This is a genomic window from Sulfitobacter sp. G5_S2_6_S6, from assembly GCF_054968505.1.
Genome location: NZ_JBQKUI010000007.1, coordinates 79,500 through 99,015 on the forward strand (window position 1 = coordinate 79,500; position 19,516 = coordinate 99,015).

Consider the following 19,516-nt stretch of genomic DNA (forward strand, 5'->3'; position numbering starts at 1 on the left):
TCGAACCAACTGCCAGGAGGCACTCTATGTCACATAACGAAGCTATGGCCGGAATGAATAATCTCGAGATGTCCGAGAAGGCCAAGCCGCTGTTGGCCGCCGTCATCAAACACATCCGCGAAAATGTCGATCCGATCACCGACGAGTATTTCCGCCTTGGCGAAGGTCGTGCCGACCGCTGGTCACACGCGCCCGGCCAGTTGGAGCTGCTGGAAACCGCCAAGAAAAAGGCCCGTGAAAATGGGCTGTGGAATTTCTTTTTGCCCAATGCCGAAACCGGTGAAGGTCTGTCGAACCTCGATTACGCCTATATCGCGGCCGAGCTTGGCAAAAGCCCGCTGGCCTCTGAATCGCTGAACTGTTCCGCGCCCGACACGGGCAACATGGAAGTGCTGGAACGGATCGGGACGCCAGAGCAGAAAGAAAAGTGGCTCAAGCCGCTTCTGGCCGGTGAAATCCGGTCGGCCTTCGCGATGACCGAACCCGATATGGCGTCCTCGGATGCCAAGAATATCTCTACCTCTGCCGTGCTGGAAAACGGTGAATGGGTCATCAACGGCGAGAAATACTATATCTCCGGTGCCGGTGATCCGCGCTGCAAGATCATGATTACCATGGTCAAGACATCGCCAGATGCCGAACCTTTCCGTCAGCAGTCCCAGATCCTCGTGCCGATCGACACCCCCGGTGTTGAAATTGTCGGCCCGATGCATGTCTTTGGTCACGACGACGCGCCGCACGGTCACATGCACATCAAGTTCACCAATGTCCGCGTGCCCGAGGAAAACATCCTCTGGGGCGAAGGCAAGGGCTTTGAAATCTCCCAAGTGCGTCTTGGGCCAGGCCGTATCCACCACTGCATGCGCTCTATCGGGGCGGCTGAAAAGGCGCTGGACCTGATGATCGAACGCGGGCTGAGCCGTGAAGCCTTTGGCAAGAAAATCATCGATCTGGGCAAGAACATGGAAACGATCTCTCGCGCCAAGATCGAGATTGAAGCCATGCGCCTGATGGTTCTGAAAGCCGCCAAGGCGATGGACGTTCTGGGCAACAAAGAGGCCCGCATCTGGGTCAGCATGATCAAGGCGATGGTGCCGGAAAAAGTCTGCAACATCATCGATCAGGCGATGCAGGTGCATGGTGCGACAGGTATTTCGCAGTGGTCGCCGCTGTCGGGCATGTACACGTCGCAGCGCACGCTGCGTTATGCGGATGGCCCTGATGAGGTCCACCACCACGTGATCGCCCGCGCCGAGGTCAAGGATTATCAGGAATCCAACCTGCGGACATCGCGCGCCCGTGAAGAGATCGCCACAGGCCGTACGCGAGGTGGCGTATGACCTTGTTTGATCTGACCGGAAAGGTGGCGCTGTTGACCGGCGCCTCCAAGGGCATGGGGCTGGCGATGGCCAAGGGTCTGGCCGAGCATGGCGCGACCGTCGTCATCTCGGCGCGCAAGCAAGACCAGCTGGACGCCGCCGCCGCCGAGATCAACGCGCTTGGCAAGGGCAAAGCGTTCGGCGTCGCCTGCAACGTTGGTTATAAAGAGCAGCTGCAAGCGCTGGTAGACGAGACCCACAAGCTGGCAGGCAAGATCGACATCGTGATCGGCAACGCGGGCGTGAACCCCTACTATGGGCCCACGTCCGAGATCCCGGATGATGCCTATGAAAAGACGATGAACGCCAATGTGCTGTCCAATCTTTGGCTGGCACAGATGGTGGCCCCCGATATGATCGAGAAAGGCGCCGGGTCGATGGCGTTCACCTCGTCCATCGGGGCGTTCAAACCGTCGGTCATGCTGGGCACCTATGGCATGTCCAAGCTGGCGCTGATCGGCCTTGTGCGCAACCTTGCCGCCGAATTCGGGCCCAAGGGTCTGCGGTTCAACGCAATCTGCCCGGGTCTGGTGAAAACCGAATTCGCGCGCGAGCTGTGGGACAATCCCGATGTCGAGAAACGCATCAAGAACGAGATCCCGCTGCGCCGCCTTGGCGAGGCAGAGGATTTCGCGGGGCTCGCCGTGTTCCTCGCCTCTGATGCAAGCCGCTACATGACCGGTCAGGCGCTGACCGTTTGTGGCGGATCGAACATGTGGACGTAAGGGGCTGCTATGGAACTGAAGGATAAAATCATCGTTATCACCGGTGCCGCAAGCGGCATCGGCAAGGCGATGGCCATCCGCTTTGCCGCGGAAGGGGCCAAGAAAGTCGTCTGTGTCGACCTCAACAAAGAGGGCGCGCAGGCGGTTGCCGATGAAATCGACGGCGTGGCTTTCGGTGTGAATGTCGGTGTCGAGCAAGAGATCGCGGATATGATCGATGCCGTGGAAAACGACATCGGCCCGATTGATCTGTTCTGCTCTAACGCGGGCATATTGATCGCGGGCGGCATGGAAGTGCCGAACGAAGACTGGCAGCGCATCTGGGACATCAATGTGATGGCCCACGTCTGGGCGGCCCGTCATCTGGTGCCGCGCATGACCGAACGCGGGGGCGGCTATCTGCTGAACACCGCGTCGGCGGCAGGTCTGCTGAACCAGGTCGGCTGCGCGCCTTACGGCGTGACCAAACACGCGGCTGTTGCTGTGGCCGAATGGCTGGCGATGTCCCATGGTGATGACGGGATCAAGGTGTCGGTGCTCTGCCCTCAGGCTGTCCGCAGCGAGATGACCCGCGGTCACGAGGATTCTGTCGCCGCGCTCGACGGTCTGCTTGAAGCGGAACCCGTGGCCGAAGCCTGTCTGGAAACCATCCGCAACGAGACGTTCCTTGTGCTGCCGCACCCGCAAGTGCTGGAGTATATGCGCAAGAAAACCGAGAACTACGATCGCTGGATCGGGGGTATGCGCAAGCTGCACCGGATGTATGGCGACCGCAGAAACCCGCAGGGGAATGTATCATGATCGGCTATACCACCGTGGGCACCAGCGACATGGCGCGGGCCAAGCAGTTCTATTGTGACCTGTTCGAAAGCAAGGGTGCCAAGGTGCTGATCGACAGCGGCCGGATCGCCATGATCGGCACCGGCGGCGGCACGCCCATGATCTCTGTCTGCGAACCCTACAACAAAGAGGCCCCTACCCCCGGCAACGGGGTGATGGTCGCTTTTACCGCCGACAGCAAAGAGGAAGTGGACGAGATCTACGCCAAGGCGATCTCGCTCGGTGCGACAGACGAGGGCGCGCCGGGGCAAAGGGTGCCGGACCGGTTCTACGGGGCCTATGTCCGCGACCTTGATGGCAACAAACTGTGCTTTTTCAAATTCGCCTAAAGTAAAAACCTGCCGTCCGCGTCACGCGGGCGGCAGCCCATAGACGCGCCGCGCAGTGCCAGAGAAAAGCGCCGCTTGCGCCGCGTCATCCAGATGCGCTGACATCTTCTTGAACGCGTTCCAGATCACCACATAGCTGACCGCCGTGCGATCCACGGGAAAGTTGCTTTCGAACATGCAACGTTCGGAACCGAAGACATCCAGCATATGCGCGTACCATTTGCCCTGCGTCTCTACGATCTCGTCCGAGGACGGTGGCAGGTCACGATGCATGTAGCCGTACCCATTGTCGGGCATGCATAGCCCGCCCAGCTTGGCCATCACATTGGGGCATTCCGCCAACTCTGACATATGGTCTTTCCACGCGGCAAAGATATCGTCGCGTTTGCCTTTGAACCGTCCAACGCCCAAGGGTGTGCCGAAGTGGTCAAGGATCAGCGTGGTCTGTGGCACCGCGCGGGCAAGGTCCAGAAACTCTTGGTGTTGATGGTGGTAATGCCAGCTGTCCAGCGTCAGCCCACGCTCGCCCAGGATCGCGGCACCGCGGATGAAGTCTGGATCGCCGTATTGGTTTTCGACCCCGCGTCCGGGGATCGCCAGATGCTGCGGTTCCGCATCGCGCGCGCCGGAGTTGCGGATACCCTTGAACAGCCCGTTCCCTGCGGCCTCATGCGCGTCGAGCGCGGCATGCAGCTGGTCGGGGGGCAGCACCAGTTCGGTCTGCGCGATAATGCCTGCGATCTGCGCCTGACCGCGCGGCACCTGCGCCGCCATCTGCGCCACGGTGCGGGTCTCGCCCACCGATTGCAGATGCGCGGGCGCGTCGCGATCCCAATAGGACCGACATTCGATATAGACCGTCTGCACCACGTTATGCCCGGCGCCGGTGTCGCGCCAAAGCGCGTCCATCTCGTAGACGGCGGGGGCATCGGGCGTGCCGTGACGCCAGAGGTGGTGGTGGGGGTCCACAATCTCGCGCTGCGGGTCGATTGCGGTCTCGGGGACCAGTCCCAGCCAGTCGTCGCGCAGTTCGATCCCCGGTCGCCAACCCGGATAGCGGCCCCCCGTCTGTGTCATGAAGCAGCTTCTTTCTTTTTATAGGGGCGCATCAGCCCTTCTTGCGCCGTTGTCGCGGCAAGTTGGCCGTTCTGATTGTAGATCAGCCCGCGATTGAACCCGCGCGCGCCGCCAGTAAAGGGGGCGTCAAGTTCGTACAGATGCCAGTCAGAGAAATCGATCGGCGCGTGAAACCACATGGCGTGGTCAAGGCTGGCGGTCATGACCTGCCCCTGGAACCACGTCAGCCCGTGGGGCCGCAGCGACGAGCCAAGCAGGTTCATATCGGACGCATAGGCGAGCAGGCAGTGCTGCATGATCGGGGACTGCCCCTTTGCCGCCTCCATCCGGAACCAAAGATAGTTCTTGTCCGAGGTCTTTTCCGGTTCGAACAGATCGCGCGGGTCAACCTCGCGGATTTCGATAGGGCGTTCGCGCAGGAAATCGTCGCGGTGTTTGGGCGAGATTTTTTCGATATAGGGTTCGCGCAGGTCGGGGCGGTCAAGCCAGTGTTCCGGCCCTTTTACGTCAGGCATCTTGTGCTGGTAGTCCCAGCCCTCTTCCTGCACGTGGAACGACGCCGAGAGGTTGAAGATCTGCTTGCCATGCTGGATCGCGACGACCCGCCGCGTGGTAAAGCTGCCCCCGTCGCGGGCGCGGTCGACCTGATAGATCACCGGGATCGACGGGTCACCGGGACGGATGAAATAGGCATGCAACGAATGGCACATCCGGTCCGGCACCGTGCGATAGGCGGCCATCAAAGCCTGCGCGATAACATGGCCGCCAAAGATGCGCGTGGTGGTTTCCCCGCCCGACCCGATGCCGCGGAACAGGTCGATCTCAAGCTGTTCGATATCCAGCAATTCAAGGAGTTGGCGGGCCACATCGGTCATCTGGGTTCAGTCCTTCTGGGTCGCACGCGCATTGGCGTAGGCGACATAAAAATCAAAGCTGTCCGGATTGGCCATTGAATCCCTGTTCACCACCTTTTCCGGATCCTGCCCAAGCAATAGCTTTTTCACAGGAACCTCAAGCTTTTTGCCAGATAGGGTGCGGGGGATCTCGGCGACCTCGATGATCTCGTTCGGAATGAACCGGGCCGAGACGTTCTTGCGGATCGCGGCGTTGATCTTGTCCTTGAAGGCGTCATCAAAGGCGACGCCTTGGGCCGGCACCACGAAGAGCGGCATAAAGCTTTCGCGGCCCAGAAATTCGAGGTCGACAACAAGGCTGTCCATCACCTCGTCCAGCCCTTCGACGGCCTGATAGATTTCCGCACTGCCAAGGCGCAGACCCTTGCGGTTGATCGTCGCGTCAGAGCGGCCATAGATCACCGACCCGCCGTTTTCGTTGATCTCGATCCAGTCGCCGTGGCGCCAGATGCCGGGATAGGTGTCGAAATAGCTGTCGTGCAGGCGGCTGCCATCATCGTCGCCCCAGAAGAACAGCGGCATCGACGGCAGCGGCTCGGTACAGACCAATTCGCCCACAACGCCGGTCAGGTCATTGCCATCCTCGTCGAAGGCACGCACCGCGTTGCCAAGCGCGCGGCACTGCATTTCACCTGCGCGCACGGGCATGCCGGGATGGCCCAGCACAAAGGCCCCCGCCAGATCGGTCCCGCCCGAGATAGGCGCCAGCCAGACGTCCTGCTTCACCTGTGCGTATATCCAGTCATAGGCATCAGAGCTCAGCGGTGATCCGGTCGAGCCGAGCGAGCGCAGCGCAGAAAGGTCGACCTCGTCCCGTGGGGTCAGCCCTGCCTTCATGCAACCACTAAAGAAGGCCGCGCCCGCGCCAAAGAAATCAAGCTTTTCATCCGCGACAAAGCGCCAGATCACGCCCATGTCAGGATAATTCGGTGCCCCGTCGAACATCGCGACCGTGGTGCCCTGCCCCAGTGCGGTGAATTGCGAGTTCCACATGATCCAGCCCGAGGATGTCAGCCAGCAATAGCGTCCGCCGCGCCGAAGATCATGGTGTAGCGATTGTTTTGCGGATTCCAAAATGATCCCGCCATGCCCGTGCACGATCGGCTTGGGGTTGCCGGTGGTGCCGGAGGAATAGACGATCCACAGCGGATGATCGAAGGGGACTTGCGTGCTTTCATAGGGTGCGTCGCGGTCCAGCAGACTGTCCCACGCCATATGACCCTTGGGCAGATCCCCGACAAAAGGCACCGTGACGCATTGCACGAGACTGGGCAGCGCCGCCTCTAGCCCCGCGAGGATCTCGCGACGGTCCACGGTTTTGCCCGCGTGGACATAGCCGTCTTGCGCGATCAGCACCTTGGGTTCGATCTGCTTGAACCGGTCCAGAATGGCGACATGACCCATATCGGGGGCACAAAGCGACCAGATCGCGCCGATGCTCGCGGTGGCCAGAAAGGCGATCATCGCGGTTTCGGTATTGGGCAGCACGGCAACAACGCGGTCGCCTTTGGTCACGCCCATATCCCGCAGATGCGCGGCGACGCTTGCCACTTGTGCGCGCAGCTCGGACCACGACAGACGCTTGCGGCCAAAGGTTTCGGACTGAACGATCAGCGCATCGCCGTCAGGCTGGCTGTCCACATGCTTCATGATCTGGTCGGTGTAGTTCAGCATCGCGCCGGGGCACCATTCGGCACCGGGCATCTGACGCTTTGCCATGACGGTCGTGTAGGGCGCGCTGGCCTGCACGTCGAAATAGTCCCAGATCGCGGACCAGAACCCGTCAAGGTCGGTCACGCTCCACTCCCACATGGCGTTGTAGTGGTCGAACGTCAGCCCGCGTTGGTCTTTCAGGAACCGTTCAAATTCCGCCATGGTCGAGGCATCGGCGCGCTCTTTTGTCGGGGTCCAAAGGATATCGTTCATGTCATCGCTCCGTGGATGAGGGCCTTGAGTTGGGGGCGCGCGGGGTACGAGCTGGACGGCGCAAGCTGCGTGAAGAATACGACAGACAGATCCAGCACCGGGTCAATCCAGAAGAAGGTAGAGGCCATGCCGCCCCAGCTGAAATCACCTAGGCTGCTGGGAACGCGGACGCGACCGGGGTTCAGCACCACGGCACCGCCAAGGCCAAAGCCCATCCCTTCCATCGGTTGTTCGGCAAAGCTGGCGGGCCCCATCGACGCGATGTCGCCGGGCAGATGATTGCGCATCATAAAGTCGAGCGTCTTGGGCGAGATCAGCCCCGCCCCACCGGTGCGCAGCATCTCGGTGAACTTGAGGTAATCATCAATGGTGCCCACCAGTCCGCCGCCGCCAGAATGCATCTCGGCGTTCAGGAAGGGGGACGTGTCGGGCTTGTCCACGCAGCGCAGCACGGGCGTATCTGGTTTGGCCGCGTTCATGCCATAGGCGCTGCCCGCCAGCGGGGTGTAAAGCGAGGCAAAGCGGTCAATGCCACCTGAGGGCACGGAAAACCGCGTCTCGTCCATGCCAAGGGGGCCAAGGATTTCATCAACCAGAAACGCCTCTAGCGACTTGCCCGAAACGACCTCTATCACGCGGCCAAGCACGTCGATGCCTACGGAGTATTCCCAACGGGTGCCGGGGTGAAACGCCAGCGGCAATGCGGCGACGCGGTCGGTCATCTCTGCCAGCGACCCTTGATCGGCGCGGAACAGGATGTCGGCCTCGTCCATTGCCTTTGCCGTGATGCCGGGGTTGAACGGATAGCTCAGCCCCGAGGTATGGGTCAGCAGCTGGTGCAGTGTCGGCGTCTGGCAGGGTTCGGTCTGATCCGCCGCTGTCGCGCCGTCGATCAGGCAGCGCATATCGGCGAAAGCGGGGATGAAATCAGACACCGGCGCATCAAGGTGGAACAGCCCGCGTTCCGCCAACATCATGATGCCGACCGAGGTGACGGGTTTGGTCATCGAATAGATGCGGGCGATCGTGTCGCGTGTGAACGGCTGGCCGGTATCCGTGTCGCGCTGGCCCTTGGCATCAAAGTAGACCTCTTGCCCGCCCTGCGCCACCAGCACCGAACACCCGGCAAACCGTTTGCGGTCCACATAGGTCTGCATCCAGTCCCCGATGCGGCCCAGTTTATTTGTGTCGAACGCCAAAAAACTTTCCTCCCGAGCCGCGACCGCGCCTCAGGAGGATGAGGCCGCGGACCGCGACGATTTCAATAGATGATTTACTGGTAATGGTCCGGCTTAGGTCATCAGACCTCAAGCCATTCCTTGCGCACATCATCACGCTGGCGCAATTCAGCCGGCGTGCCCTCATAGACCACCTGACCATGCCCCATGACATAGACCCGATCCGCGATGTCCATCGCGATCGACAGTTTCTGTTCCACCAGCAGGGTTGAGATCCCGCGGTTGGCGATCTCTTTGAGCACCTCGGCGACCTTCTGCACCATCTGCGGGGACAGACCTTCGGTGGGTTCGTCGATCATGACCAAATCGGGGTCGCCCATCAGCGTGCGGCACATGGTCAACATCTGCTGTTCCCCCCCCGACAGAACCGAGGCTTCGACGTCGGCGCGGCGGTCGAGGTTTTCGAACATGTCGAACATCGACTGCATCGACCAACGGCCCGCGCCATCCTTCTGGCCCGGCTTCAGACCCAGCGTCAGGTTCTGCCGCGTGGTGAGACCGGGAAAGATATCGCGGTTCTCGGGCACATAGCCGATCCCCATATTGGCGATCTGGAAGGCTTTCTTGCCGCTGATCTCCTGCCCCTGAAACTTGACCGATCCTTTAGGTTCGACCTCGCCCATGATGGCCTTGCAGGTGGTAGACCGCCCCACCCCGTTGCGCCCCAGAAGCGCGACGATCTCGCCTTCTTTGACGTTCAGGTTCACCCCCTGAAGGATGTGGGACTTGCCGTAGAAGGCGTGCATATCCGTGACTTCGAGCATCATTAGTGTTCTGCCTCCAATGCGGCGCCCAGATAGGCTTCTTGTACGCGGGCGTCTGCACGCACCTCTTCGGGTTTTCCGGTGGCGATGATTTCGCCATAGACCAGCACCGAAATCCGGTCGGCGAGACCGAAGACCACGCTCATGTCATGTTCCACCATGATCAGCGTCTTGCCCGCGGTCACCTTGAGGATCAGGTCGGTGATATAGTCGGTTTCCGTGTTGCTCATCCCCGCCGTCGGTTCGTCCAGCATGATGACATCGGCACCGCCCGCGATGGTGATCCCGATTTCAAGCGCGCGCTGTTCGGCGTAAGACAGGGTGCCCGCGGGCAGGTTGCGCCGTTCCAGCAGGTTGATCTGGTCAAGGATGCGGTCCGCGCCCTCGGTCAGTTCACGGGACCGGTTCACCAGATTCCAGAAGCTGTATTTATAGCCCTGCGACCACAAGAGCGCACAGCGCACGTTTTCAAACACGCTCATCGCCGGAAAGATGTTGGTGATCTGGAACGAGCGGCTTAGCCCCTTGCGGTTGATCTGGAAGGGTTCGAGCCCGGCCAGATCCTCGCCGTGCAGCTTTACCGTTCCAGCCGAAGGCGCAAACCGTGCGGTGATCAGGTTGAACAGCGTCGATTTGCCCGCGCCGTTCGGCCCGATCACGGCGTGGCGTTCCGCCTTGCCGATGCTCAGGTCGATGCCGCGGATGATCTCGGCCTTGCCAAAGCTTTTCTTGAGGCCAGTCAGTTCAAGTGCGGGTGTGCTCATGACGCGCCTCCTGCTGTGTTTGCTTCGTTCCAGGCGTCTTTCAACGCCGGTGCTGTGGCCCTGGCGATGCCCAGACCGATCAGCGCGACCGCGCCCGCCACCAGCCACGGCATCAGCGTGTGGCTGTCGAATGTGGTCCAGAAGACGGTCATTTCATTGTCACCCGTGGCCCCATGACGATAGTGGAACGTCATCTCGACCAGCGCGGCCAGCCCCATCAAACCGATTGCCGCTGGCAGCAGCGTCTTGAGATAGGGCATGATCAACGTCGATGCCTTGCCCAGCTTGAACACAGGCACATGCATCATCAGCAGACCCGCCAGACCACCGGGGAAGAACATCACCGTGGATAGGAACAGGACGCCCGCATAAAAGGCCCAAAGCTCGGTCGACAGGCTCAGAACGGTTTGCAGCAGGGTAAAGGCGATGGCCCCGATGATCGGGCCAAAGAAGAACCCGACGCCGCCAAGGAAGGTCACCAGCAGGATGATCCCTGACGAGGCGGTGTTCAGGTTTTCCTCGGTCAGGATTTCGTAGTTGATCGCGAAAAGCCCACCGGACACGCCTGCAAAGAAGCCAGAGGCGACAAAGCTGTAGAAGCGGACCCACCGCGAGGAATAGCCCAGAAACTCTGCCCGCTCGGGATTGTCGCGCACGGCGTTTGCCATGCGACCCACGGGGGTGCGGCTCCAGAGGTACATCAGCGCGGCAGAGATCACGACCCAGCCAGCGGTCAGGTAATAGACCTCGATCTGTTGCAGGAATTCGACGCCAAAGAAAGGCTGCGCGTAGGTCCGGTCACCGCTGATGCCTTCTTCGCCGCCAAAGAACGCGACGATGATGACGGAACAGGCCGCGATCAATTCGCCCACACCCAGCGAGATCATGGCGAATACCGTGCCCGCGTTACGGGTCGAAAACGCGCCGACGATCATGGCCAGACCCATGCCGAAAAGACCACCAAACACCGGCAGGATCACCAGGGGAATGGTCGAGAAAAAATCGGACATGTTCATGATGTGCATACAGGCAAAGCCGCCCACACCGGCATAGACCGCATGGCCAAAGGACAGCATACCCCCCTGCCCGAGCAGCATGTTATAGGCCAGCGCAAAAACGATCGTGATCGACATCTGGTTCATGATCGTCAGTGCCGAGTTATTGGTAAACACCATCGGCAGGATGGCCAGCACGACAGAGGCAATGACCCAGGGGGCCAATGTCAGCACCAGGGACCCTGACCGCATACGCTGCGCGGGTTTGGACGGGTCCGTGGTGATCTGCTCTTTCGGGCGGGCGCCTTTGGGAATGTCGGTTCTTGGATCTGAAACTGTCATGAGCTGCGCTTTCCGAAAAGACCTGCCGGGCGGAAGATGAGGATCAGCACCATCAGGATATAGGGCAAGATGTCGGCGATCTGCGGGCTGGTGAGGCTCCAGAAGTCGCGGAATATGCTGTCATCCAGGCTCTCGGGTTTAGAGATGCCAAGGCCGGTCAGGATATTCTCCATCTCGATGTTATAGGATTTGGCGAAAGTGGTGATCCAGCCGATCAAAAGCGACGCGATCAGCGCCCCCCAGAGCGACCCGAGGCCGCCGATCACGATGGTCACGAACACGATCGACCCAAGCACAAAGGCCATACCGGGGAAGGTGCCAAGCACCGGTCCGGCAATCACACCGGCCACACCGGCCAGCGCCGTGCCGACCCCGAACACCCCCATAAAGATCAGCGGCACATTGTGGCCCAAGGCTTCGACCGTGCGCGGATAGCTGAGCGCGGCCTGAATGATCATGCCGACGCGGGTCTTGGTCAGCACGTAAAGCAGCCCGATAAAGATGCTGATCGAGATGAAGATCATGAATATCTTATAAGCGGGGATCGAATTCCCCGAGATCGCAAACGCGGTAAAGTTCAACGCGTCAGGAATGGCGTAGGGCAGTTGGTTCTTGCCCCAGATGAATTGCACCAGTTCTTCGATCAACAGCGCCAGACCAAAGGTAAAGATCAGTTCGGGCACGTGTCCGTATTGGTGAACCCGGCGCAGGCCGTAGCGTTCAACCCCTGCCCCCATCACACCCACGACGAGCGGCGCGATCAGCAGCCCCATCCAGAAGCCGAGCGCAAGACTGATCTGGTAGGCGAAATAGGCACCAAGCATGTAAAAGCTGGCGTGAGCGAAGTTCAAAACACCCATCATCGAGAAAATTAGGGTCAGACCGGCGGAGAGCATGAACAACAGCAATCCAGTAACCAGCCCGTCGATGAGGTTGACGAGAATGAGGTCCATGAGGCCCCTCCAGTAGTGTGGTGGCAAGGTGCAAGAGGGGCCCGCCCGCCAGCGCAGGCGGACCCGAGAGAAATCGCCTTATTCGGGGCGCTTCATCTCGCAGGTTGTCGGGCTGTCCATCGACGCCATTTCGACGGTCGATTCAGTCACGACACCATACCCGGATTGGTCATAGTCAAAGTCCAGGTTGTCGTTTGTGTGGACGCCGACATGCATGTCCTGAATGATCTGGTGATCTTGCGGACGCATGAACAGTTTACCACCCCACATGCTGTCGTATTCCATGCCTTCCAGCTTGCTGGCCACCGCGACCACATCTGTGGCGGAGCCCGCTTCGGTGATGGCCTGGGCCAGCATACCGATGGTGTTGAAGATACGGCTTTGGTCGATGTTGCCGTCTGGATACTTCTCGAGGAAGGCGTTGTAGGTGTCGCGCGCTTCTTCGGTAGCAATCGGGTTGATGCTGCCTTGCGAAATCAGGCGGATTTTGTCTTTACCGCTTTCACCAAAGGCGGCTGTGATGCCGGAACCCGCAGCGTAATAGGTATAGATCGGCCCTTCGAACCCGTTGTCGATGATCGCCTTGCCGATGCCCAGCATGTCAGCGCCCCAGTTCCCGGTGATCACGGCATCCGCACCAGAGGATACAACCTTGCGCGCGTAGGGGGTAAAGTCTTTCACCTTGCCGATGGGGTGCAGTTCGTCACCGACGACCTCGATGCCGTCACCTTTCGCGTCCAGCATTTCATTAGCGGCGGCAGACACAGCCTTACCAAAGGAATAGTCCTGCCCGATGATGTAGACTTTCTTGATGTCCTTGTCCTGAACGATCACATCGGTCAGCGCGTCCATCTTGATGTCAGAGTTGGCGTCGAAACGGAAATGCCAGAAGTTGCATTTGTCGTTGGTCAGCGCAGGGTCCACAGCGGCATAGTTCAGGAACAGAACACGGCTGTCGGGGTTGCGGCGGTTGTGCTTGTCGATGGCTTCGGTCAATGCGTTCGCGACGCCAGAGGAGTTCCCCTGAACGACGTAGCGCGCGCCTTGGTCAATCGCGACCTGAAGCTGAATAAGGGATTCTTTGGGGCTGACCTTGTTATCAAAAGGCAGCACTTCCATTTTTTGGCCGTCCAGCAGACCGCCTTTGTCGTTTACCATGTAATCAGCCGCGAATTCGAACTGATGCAGGCCGTTGGTGCCAGTGCTTGCGAATGGACCTGACAGCGGGTCAATGAACGCGATCTTGATGTTTTCGGCAAAGGCTGCGCTCGCGCCAATGACCAAAGAAAGCGCGGAAACCGCGCCGTACTTAGCGATATTTTTCATTTTAATCCTCCCAAGGACGGCCCGGCGCTTTTAATGCGTTTTTTGGATTGCCAGACCTTGGGAAGAGCCTTGCATAATGCGATTTATTGTCAAGCGCCTCTATTCATAAGTTGCGAGCCTGCACCGTCGGTTATGCCATATATTGCGTGACGGTACGGGCGAAATCACCTGCGTGAAATTTTGCCCGCTGCCGTTTTTTGACGCAGGGTCAGAAATAAGCATTTGAAAATAAATGTATTAATGAATTGCACAAGATTGTGACGGCTGATCAGTTTTTACGCGGTGCCTGACAGATGTCCGCTGGACACTATTCAAAAAAAATTTGCGACGGCGGGTGCGATCCTGACAATTGTCATGGCACCGCAGTTTTGCCAATTCCAGCCACTGGAACGAAGCTGCTGGCAGCGGTGGTTGAAATCTATACGACCGGCCAAGTTGATTCTCCCGTCCTGCGGGTCCACACCCTAAAACCGGATGCTGATGGCTTGCGCCGCTGCCGACAAAAGCTGTGCATAGGTCGTTTCAAGTTGCCGTTTCTTCACGTGGAAAGCGGGGCCGCCCACATTCAGCCCGTAAACCTGCGATCCGTTGGGCGAAAACACTGGTACCGCGATGCCGTTCACATCGGGACGCCAATCGCCATAGCTTGAACAAAATCCCTTATCTGCAAACTCTTTCATCGCGGCGGCATAGCTGTCGCGCGCGCGGGTTTCGAACTCGGGCCCTTCGGCTGCAGCATAGCGGAACGCGCGGTCGCGGCTTTCGTCGGACATGCCGGTCAGGATGGCGCGACCAATGGCGGAATCAAACAGCGGCAGCCGTGACCCTACGCGAATTTGCAACGCGACATCCTCGCGCGAGCGTTTGGTCGCGATATAGACAACGTCCAGCCGGTGGACCTCTCCGATCGCGATGGTGACGTAGGAATTGGGCCCGTCACGCAGCTTGCGCATCTCTTCCTGCGCGCGGTCGCCGATCTCCATACTCGACAGCACGCCAAAGCCAAGCTGCAGCACCCCTGCTCCCAGCCGATAGGTGCCGGTGCGGGCGTCGGCGACAAGATAGTCCAGTTCCACCAGCGTATGGGTCAAGCGCGACACCGTCGCCTTGGGCAGCCCTGTCCGTTCGGAGAAATCCGTGTTGGTCAGGGCTGTTTCGTTTTCCCGAAAGCAGCGCAACACATCCAGCCCGCGGGCAAGCGCCGTGACAAAGTTTCTGTCCTTCGTCTCTGCCGGATCTGTTGCGAACTCGTTGGAGGCCATCTTACTTGCCTTCCAGCGCTTTTAGCCCGTTTTCCGCAAACACAGGGACATAGGCCCCGACCTTCATCGCCCGCTCGGGGTTGGAGGCATTGCCGTCCAGCGCGCGTTTCAATACGCCTTGAATGATCCCCGCCATGCGGAAGAAGCAAAAGGCGAGGTAGAAGCCAAAGTTGTCGATCCCGTCCAGCCCGCGGCGTTCGCAGTATTTGGCGATGAATTCCGCATCACTCGGCACGCCAAGCGCTGCGCGGTCCACACCGCCAAAGCCGCGCCCTTCGGTGCCCGCGGGCATTTGCCACTGCATGATAACGGCCGCAAGGTCAGCGTAAGGGTGGCCGATGGTTGACAGTTCCCAGTCCAGAATGGCCAGACATTTGGTGCCGTCTTTCTCGAACATCATATTGTCGATACGGTAGTCGCCATGCACCAGCGTGCGCTGCCCGTCATCCGCAGGGATGCTGGCGGTCAGCTTTTCGATCAGCTGGTTCATCGCGGGCAGGTCTTCGGTTTCGGACGCGCGGTATTGCTTGGTCCAGCGGGCGACCTGACGTTCATAATAGTTACCGGGGGGGCCGTAATCCGACAGACCCACCGCGTCGATGTCCACCTCGTGCAGGGCGGCAAGCACGCGGTTCATCTCGTCAATCACGCCGGCGCGGCCTGCCTTGTCCATGTCGGGCATGCGCGGGTCCATGAAGTTGCGCCCGTCGATATGATCCATGATGTAGAACGCCGACCCGATCACGTCGTCATCCTCGCACAGCAGGTGCATTTTCGACACGGGCACATCGGTATCCTGCAACGCCTTTTGCACGCGGAACTCACGGTCAACCGCATGGGCGGATTTCAACAGAACGCCCGGCGGTTTGCGACGCAGCACATAGTTACGCGACGGGGTTTTCAGCAGGAACGTCGGGTTGGACTGACCGGCCTGGAACTTGGAGACCTCAAGCGGGCCTTCAAAGCCCTCAAGGTGTTTTTCCAGATAGGCGCTGACCTTCGGAATATCGAGTGTCTGGGTGTCTGTGCTCATGGCTACCGTTCCTTAACTATAGGTCAGCATGTCAGCGGTCTCGGCTGACATCAGATGCGGGGTCGCGTTGAATTCATGCAGGAAAAACGCGGATTTGGTGAAGACGAATTTGGTGATGGATGTGTTCTTGATCTGCAGATTCAAGGTCATCATCATTTTATGCGGTGCGCCAAGAGACGCGGCCGTCAGCTGCCCGATCACCCCACCGGAGCTTACGGCAAGTACGCGCTCCGCCCCTTCGGCACAGGCGATCAGACGGGCGGCTTCCACGCGGTCGGTGAAATTGGCCCATGTCTCGGCGGGGCCTTCGATCTCGTCTGCCTGCCACTGAAAGACGGTTTCGCGCAGGGTACGGAAATGCACCTTGCGGTCGCCCTTGACCAGTTCGGGAACCGCCCCTTTATAGCGCGCGTCCAGTAGGTTCTGAAAATCATACTCATTCAGGCCGGGGTGGGTGTCGCCTGCCTCGAATCCCATCGAGGCAAGCGTTTCTTTCTGACGGGTCAGGGTGCCGGTGATTGTCCGGTCCGGCACCCAGCCGGTATCGCGGAGCAGCTGGCCGACGGCCTCGGATTGCCGGTGCCCGAGGTCCGACAACTTGTCATAGTTGTCAGCCCCGAAAGACGCCTGACCGTGGCGGATGACCAGTAGCTCTCCCATGATGGTTTACAGAACCTCAAAGAGGCCAGCAGCACCCATGCCGCCGCCAACACACATGGTGCAGACAACGTATTTGGCACCGCGACGCTTGCCTTCGATCAGCGCGTGACCAACCATGCGCGCGCCGGACATGCCGTAGGGGTGACCGATAGAGATCGCGCCGCCGTCCACGTTCAACAGCTCGTCCGGGATGCCCAGCTTGTCGCGCGATGCGATCACCTGGCAGGCAAAGGCTTCGTTCAGTTCCCACAGGCCAATGTCTTCGATCTTGAGCCCGTGCGCTTCCAGCAGCTTTGGCACGGCATAGATCGGGCCGATACCCATCTCATCGGGCTCGCAGCCTGCGGCCATCACGCCAACATAGCGACCCAGTGGCTGAAGACCGCGACGTTCGGCTTCTTTCGCTTCCATGACCACGGCGGCAGAGGCACCATCGGACAGTTGCGAGGCGTTGCCTGCGGTGATGAACTTGCCTTCGGGCAGGTGGATGCCGTCTTTGAACACGGGCTTCAGACCGGCAAGGCTTTCCGCCGTGGTGCCGGGGCGGTTGCCCTCGTCTTTTTCCAAGGTGACTTCGTGCTTTGAAATCTCTTTGGTCTCTTTGTCCTGAACCATCATCGTGGTGGTCATCGCGACGATTTCGTCGTCAAAGCGGCCGGCCTGTTGCGCTTGATGCGTCAGCTCTTGGCTGCGCGCCGCGTATTCGTCCTGCGCTTCGCGGCTCACGTTATAGCGCTCTGCCACGTTTTCGGCTGTTTCCAGCATGGTCATGTAGATTTCGGGCTTGTTCTGCTTGAGCCACGGGTCGGCGCTGACGCGCATCTCTGGCGTTTGCACGAGGGAGATGCTGTCGACACCGCCGCCGATGACAATGTCCATCCCGTCGGTGATCACCTGCTTGGCCGCGGTGGCGATTGCCATCATGCCGGATGCGCACTGACGGTCCAGCGACATGCCTGCAACGGTCACGGGCAGACCTGCGCGGATGGCGGCCTGACGCGCGATGTTGCCGGCCTGATGCCCCTGCTGCAGGGCGGAACCGATGACACAGTCAGAGATTTCCGACCCGTCAAGACCCGCGCGCTTCACGGCGTTCTCGATGGCGTGGGCGGCAAGCGCCTGTGGTGTGGTGGCGTTGAACGCACCGCGATAGGCTTTGCCGATCGGGGTACGGGCGGTGGATACGATTACTGCGTCACGCATGGTGATCTCCCTTTGAAAGTTCTTCTGTTAGCCCCAATCCAGATCAAGACCCTGGGCCTTGGCTGCATTGAGCGCGTATTTCTTCGTTTGACTAAAGGCATCGGTCAGCTCTTGCTGGCCGCCTGCGTCGGTGATTTTGTCGAAAGCAGATGCGACACCTTCAGGGGTATTCTCGTCGCCGGTCAAGGTCACGCCTTCCGTTTCGTAAATACGGGTCTGGGCAAAGCCACCCGCCCCTGCCCCAAGGATCACACGGCTGGGGCCGTCCTCGCTGACGAGGTACAGCAGGCCGGGGGTGATCGTTTCGGGGGCCAGCAGGGCCTGCGCCTGTTCGGGCAGCAGATCGGCGGTCATCCGCGTGGCCGCTGTGGGGGCCAGCGTGTTGACGCGGATATTGTCGCGCGCGCCTTCCAGATGCAGCACGTTCATCAGCCCCATCATCGCCGCTTTGGCCGCACCGTAGTTGGATTGGCCAAAGTTGCCATACAGCCCCGAGGCCGAGGATGTCAGCACAATGCGACCGTATTTCTGTTCGCGCATGATCGGCCAGCAAGCATGGGTCACATTCGCAGACCCGATCAGATGCACGTCGACGACCTTGCGGAAATCCGACATCTCCATCTTGGAAAACGTCTTGTCCCGCAGGATGCCCGCGTTGTTCACCAGAATGTCGATGCGGCCCCAGGCGTCCATGACCTGCGTGACCATATCCTTGACACCGGCCTCGTCCGAGACATCACAGCCATGCGCCATCGCCTCGCCGCCCGCGTCGCGGATTTCCTGCGCGACGGCTTCGGCAGCTGCCGACGAAGATCCCTGCCCGTCGGTTGTCACACCTAGATCATTGACCATGACCCGTGCGCCGCGCGCCGCGAGGCCAAGCACATGGCTGCGCCCTAGGCCCGTGCCCGCGCCGGTGACAATAGCGACGCGGTTGTCAAAACGAATATCCATCATTGCCCCTTAGTGCAGTGCTTGTTCAAAGATGTTCGGCCCGCTCATCACATTGATGCCGCCGCTGACGGGGACGATCGCGCCGGTGATATAGGCGCCGCCCTTGCCACAAAGGAACAACATGCAGCCCGCGATATCCGTATCGGTGCCGACGCGGCGCAGGGGGACGTCTTCGCCCACCTTGTTGCGCATATCCTCGTCGTGGGTCGCAAAGGCGGTCATCCGCGACACGAAGGGTCCGGGGGCCAATGCGTTCACGGTGATCGCGTCACCTGCCAGTTCCTTGGCGAGGATCTTGCTCAGGTGGATCACCGCGGCCTTCGAGGCAGAGTAGCTATAGGCGCCATCGCCCATTTCGCGTTCGCCCATCACCGATCCGACGTTCACCACCCGCGCCGGATCGTCGATTGTCGCGTTCGCCTTGAGCAGCGGCAGCAGTTTTTGCGTCAGATCGAACAGACCCGCGACGTTCACGTCCATGACCTTGCCCCAGGCCTTGAACGGGAAATCACCCAAAGGTGCGCCCCAGGTGATGCCCGCGTTGTTCATCAGGATATCAAGGCTCTCGGTGCGGTCCTTCACGGCTGCGACCATTGCATCGACACCTTCCTCGGTGCCGACATCCCCTGCAAACCCCTCGGCAGAGCCGGAGGCCCCGAGCGCATTCAGTTCTTTCGCCACGGCCTCGCAGGCCTCGCCCTTACGGCTGGCGATCAACACGCGGGCACCGGCACGCACCAGCGCCTCGGCGGCCATGCGGCCAATCCCGGTCGCCCCGCCTGTGACCAGCGCGGTTTTACCCTCTAGGCCGAAAAGTGTTTGAATATCCATG

Annotated in this window: 19 protein-coding genes; 4 read left to right on the forward strand and 15 right to left on the reverse strand. The window is 60.0% G+C overall.

What is annotated here, in order from left to right; all coding sequences use genetic code 11:
• Positions 1–53: 53 nt before the first annotated feature.
• From ACTRWK_RS12575 to ACTRWK_RS12590, 4 genes are read left to right on the forward strand one after another with little or no spacing between them, the layout of a single operon-like run.
• Positions 54–1,340: an acyl-CoA dehydrogenase family protein gene (locus ACTRWK_RS12575; RefSeq protein ID WP_037942093.1), complete on the forward strand. Its 1,287-nt coding sequence runs from the start codon at positions 54–56 to the stop codon at positions 1,338–1,340.
• Entirely contained in the window at positions 1,337–2,104 is a 768-nt protein-coding gene (locus tag ACTRWK_RS12580) for an SDR family NAD(P)-dependent oxidoreductase (RefSeq protein WP_005848869.1), read from the forward strand. Before ACTRWK_RS12575 ends, ACTRWK_RS12580 begins: the two co-directional genes overlap by 4 nt.
• A 9-nt stretch (positions 2,105–2,113) precedes the next feature.
• The gene (locus ACTRWK_RS12585) at positions 2,114–2,905 is read left to right on the forward strand and encodes an SDR family oxidoreductase (RefSeq protein ID WP_064216665.1); all 792 of its coding nucleotides are present in this window, start codon (positions 2,114–2,116) and stop codon (positions 2,903–2,905) included.
• Positions 2,902–3,273, forward strand: coding sequence for a VOC family protein (locus tag ACTRWK_RS12590; RefSeq protein WP_005848865.1), 372 nt, complete (start codon positions 2,902–2,904; stop codon positions 3,271–3,273). The genes ACTRWK_RS12585 and ACTRWK_RS12590 overlap by 4 nt, the downstream gene beginning before the upstream one ends.
• Before the next feature lie 21 nt (positions 3,274–3,294).
• Here the strand turns inward: ACTRWK_RS12590 and ACTRWK_RS12595 are convergent, their stop codons facing one another.
• The 15 genes from ACTRWK_RS12595 to ACTRWK_RS12665 form a co-directional block, all read right to left on the reverse strand.
• Positions 3,295–4,350, reverse strand: coding sequence for an amidohydrolase family protein (locus tag ACTRWK_RS12595; protein ID WP_289082021.1), 1,056 nt, complete (start codon positions 4,348–4,350; stop codon positions 3,295–3,297).
• On the reverse strand, positions 4,347–5,225 hold the full coding sequence (locus ACTRWK_RS12600) for an acyl-CoA thioesterase (protein WP_005848859.1): 879 nt from the start codon (positions 5,223–5,225) through the stop codon (positions 4,347–4,349). The genes ACTRWK_RS12595 and ACTRWK_RS12600 overlap by 4 nt, the downstream gene beginning before the upstream one ends.
• Before the next feature lie 6 nt (positions 5,226–5,231).
• Positions 5,232–7,190: an acetoacetate--CoA ligase gene (locus ACTRWK_RS12605; protein ID WP_289082020.1), complete on the reverse strand. Its 1,959-nt coding sequence runs from the start codon at positions 7,188–7,190 to the stop codon at positions 5,232–5,234.
• Positions 7,187–8,389, reverse strand: a complete 1,203-nt coding sequence (locus ACTRWK_RS12610; protein WP_037941898.1) for a serine hydrolase domain-containing protein — start codon at positions 8,387–8,389, stop codon at positions 7,187–7,189. The genes ACTRWK_RS12605 and ACTRWK_RS12610 overlap by 4 nt, the downstream gene beginning before the upstream one ends.
• 101 nt (positions 8,390–8,490) lie before the next feature.
• Positions 8,491–9,195, reverse strand: a complete 705-nt coding sequence (locus ACTRWK_RS12615; RefSeq protein ID WP_005848854.1) for an ABC transporter ATP-binding protein — start codon at positions 9,193–9,195, stop codon at positions 8,491–8,493.
• The gene (locus tag ACTRWK_RS12620; protein WP_009824297.1) at positions 9,195–9,956 is read right to left on the reverse strand and encodes an ABC transporter ATP-binding protein; all 762 of its coding nucleotides are present in this window, start codon (positions 9,954–9,956) and stop codon (positions 9,195–9,197) included. The genes ACTRWK_RS12615 and ACTRWK_RS12620 overlap by 1 nt, the downstream gene beginning before the upstream one ends.
• Entirely contained in the window at positions 9,953–11,293 is a 1,341-nt protein-coding gene (locus tag ACTRWK_RS12625) for a branched-chain amino acid ABC transporter permease (protein WP_037941897.1), read from the reverse strand. The genes ACTRWK_RS12620 and ACTRWK_RS12625 overlap by 4 nt, the downstream gene beginning before the upstream one ends.
• Positions 11,290–12,246 (reverse strand): branched-chain amino acid ABC transporter permease, encoded by a 957-nt coding sequence (locus ACTRWK_RS12630; protein ID WP_005848848.1) that lies wholly within the window; start codon positions 12,244–12,246, stop codon positions 11,290–11,292. The genes ACTRWK_RS12625 and ACTRWK_RS12630 overlap by 4 nt, the downstream gene beginning before the upstream one ends.
• Before the next feature lie 78 nt (positions 12,247–12,324).
• Positions 12,325–13,572 (reverse strand): branched-chain amino acid ABC transporter substrate-binding protein, encoded by a 1,248-nt coding sequence (locus ACTRWK_RS12635; protein WP_168593217.1) that lies wholly within the window; start codon positions 13,570–13,572, stop codon positions 12,325–12,327.
• A 464-nt stretch (positions 13,573–14,036) separates the two neighbouring features.
• The gene (locus ACTRWK_RS12640; RefSeq protein WP_132997971.1) at positions 14,037–14,834 is read right to left on the reverse strand and encodes an IclR family transcriptional regulator; all 798 of its coding nucleotides are present in this window, start codon (positions 14,832–14,834) and stop codon (positions 14,037–14,039) included.
• Between the two features lies 1 nt (position 14,835).
• Positions 14,836–15,867 (reverse strand): phosphotransferase family protein, encoded by a 1,032-nt coding sequence (locus ACTRWK_RS12645; protein WP_074636810.1) that lies wholly within the window; start codon positions 15,865–15,867, stop codon positions 14,836–14,838.
• Positions 15,868–15,879: 12 nt separating this feature from the next.
• Complete coding sequence (locus ACTRWK_RS12650; protein ID WP_005848839.1) at positions 15,880–16,527, reverse strand: histidine phosphatase family protein; 648 nt, start codon at positions 16,525–16,527, stop codon at positions 15,880–15,882.
• Positions 16,528–16,533: 6 nt separating this feature from the next.
• Complete coding sequence (locus ACTRWK_RS12655) at positions 16,534–17,730, reverse strand: acetyl-CoA C-acyltransferase (protein WP_005848837.1); 1,197 nt, start codon at positions 17,728–17,730, stop codon at positions 16,534–16,536.
• Between the two features lie 27 nt (positions 17,731–17,757).
• Complete coding sequence (locus tag ACTRWK_RS12660) at positions 17,758–18,684, reverse strand: SDR family NAD(P)-dependent oxidoreductase (RefSeq protein WP_289082019.1); 927 nt, start codon at positions 18,682–18,684, stop codon at positions 17,758–17,760.
• Between the two features lie 9 nt (positions 18,685–18,693).
• Positions 18,694–19,515, reverse strand: a complete 822-nt coding sequence (locus ACTRWK_RS12665; RefSeq protein ID WP_009824304.1) for an SDR family oxidoreductase — start codon at positions 19,513–19,515, stop codon at positions 18,694–18,696.
• Between the last annotated feature and the right edge of the window lies 1 nt (position 19,516).

Excerpts from the sequence above, each read along its gene's own strand:
- ACTRWK_RS12575 (WP_037942093.1), top strand. The coding sequence starts at position 54 with ATGAATAATCTCGAGATGTCCGAGAAGGCCAAGCCGCTGTTGGCCGCC.
- ACTRWK_RS12580 (WP_005848869.1), top strand. The coding sequence starts at position 1,337 with ATGACCTTGTTTGATCTGACCGGAAAGGTGGCGCTGTTGACCGGCGCC.
- ACTRWK_RS12585 (WP_064216665.1), top strand. The coding sequence starts at position 2,114 with ATGGAACTGAAGGATAAAATCATCGTTATCACCGGTGCCGCAAGCGGC.
- ACTRWK_RS12590 (WP_005848865.1), top strand. The coding sequence starts at position 2,902 with ATGATCGGCTATACCACCGTGGGCACCAGCGACATGGCGCGGGCCAAG.
- ACTRWK_RS12595 (WP_289082021.1), bottom strand. The coding sequence starts at position 4,350 with ATGACACAGACGGGGGGCCGCTATCCGGGTTGGCGACCGGGGATCGAA.
- ACTRWK_RS12600 (WP_005848859.1), bottom strand. The coding sequence starts at position 5,225 with ATGACCGATGTGGCCCGCCAACTCCTTGAATTGCTGGATATCGAACAG.
- ACTRWK_RS12605 (WP_289082020.1), bottom strand. The coding sequence starts at position 7,190 with ATGAACGATATCCTTTGGACCCCGACAAAAGAGCGCGCCGATGCCTCG.
- ACTRWK_RS12615 (WP_005848854.1), bottom strand. The coding sequence starts at position 9,195 with ATGATGCTCGAAGTCACGGATATGCACGCCTTCTACGGCAAGTCCCAC.
- ACTRWK_RS12620 (WP_009824297.1), bottom strand. The coding sequence starts at position 9,956 with ATGAGCACACCCGCACTTGAACTGACTGGCCTCAAGAAAAGCTTTGGC.
- ACTRWK_RS12625 (WP_037941897.1), bottom strand. The coding sequence starts at position 11,293 with ATGACAGTTTCAGATCCAAGAACCGACATTCCCAAAGGCGCCCGCCCG.
- ACTRWK_RS12630 (WP_005848848.1), bottom strand. The coding sequence starts at position 12,246 with ATGGACCTCATTCTCGTCAACCTCATCGACGGGCTGGTTACTGGATTG.
- ACTRWK_RS12635 (WP_168593217.1), bottom strand. The coding sequence starts at position 13,572 with ATGAAAAATATCGCTAAGTACGGCGCGGTTTCCGCGCTTTCTTTGGTC.
- ACTRWK_RS12640 (WP_132997971.1), bottom strand. The coding sequence starts at position 14,834 with ATGGCCTCCAACGAGTTCGCAACAGATCCGGCAGAGACGAAGGACAGA.
- ACTRWK_RS12645 (WP_074636810.1), bottom strand. The coding sequence starts at position 15,867 with ATGAGCACAGACACCCAGACACTCGATATTCCGAAGGTCAGCGCCTAT.
- ACTRWK_RS12650 (WP_005848839.1), bottom strand. The coding sequence starts at position 16,527 with ATGGGAGAGCTACTGGTCATCCGCCACGGTCAGGCGTCTTTCGGGGCT.
- ACTRWK_RS12655 (WP_005848837.1), bottom strand. The coding sequence starts at position 17,730 with ATGCGTGACGCAGTAATCGTATCCACCGCCCGTACCCCGATCGGCAAA.
- ACTRWK_RS12660 (WP_289082019.1), bottom strand. The coding sequence starts at position 18,684 with ATGGATATTCGTTTTGACAACCGCGTCGCTATTGTCACCGGCGCGGGC.
- ACTRWK_RS12665 (WP_009824304.1), bottom strand. The coding sequence starts at position 19,515 with ATGGATATTCAAACACTTTTCGGCCTAGAGGGTAAAACCGCGCTGGTC.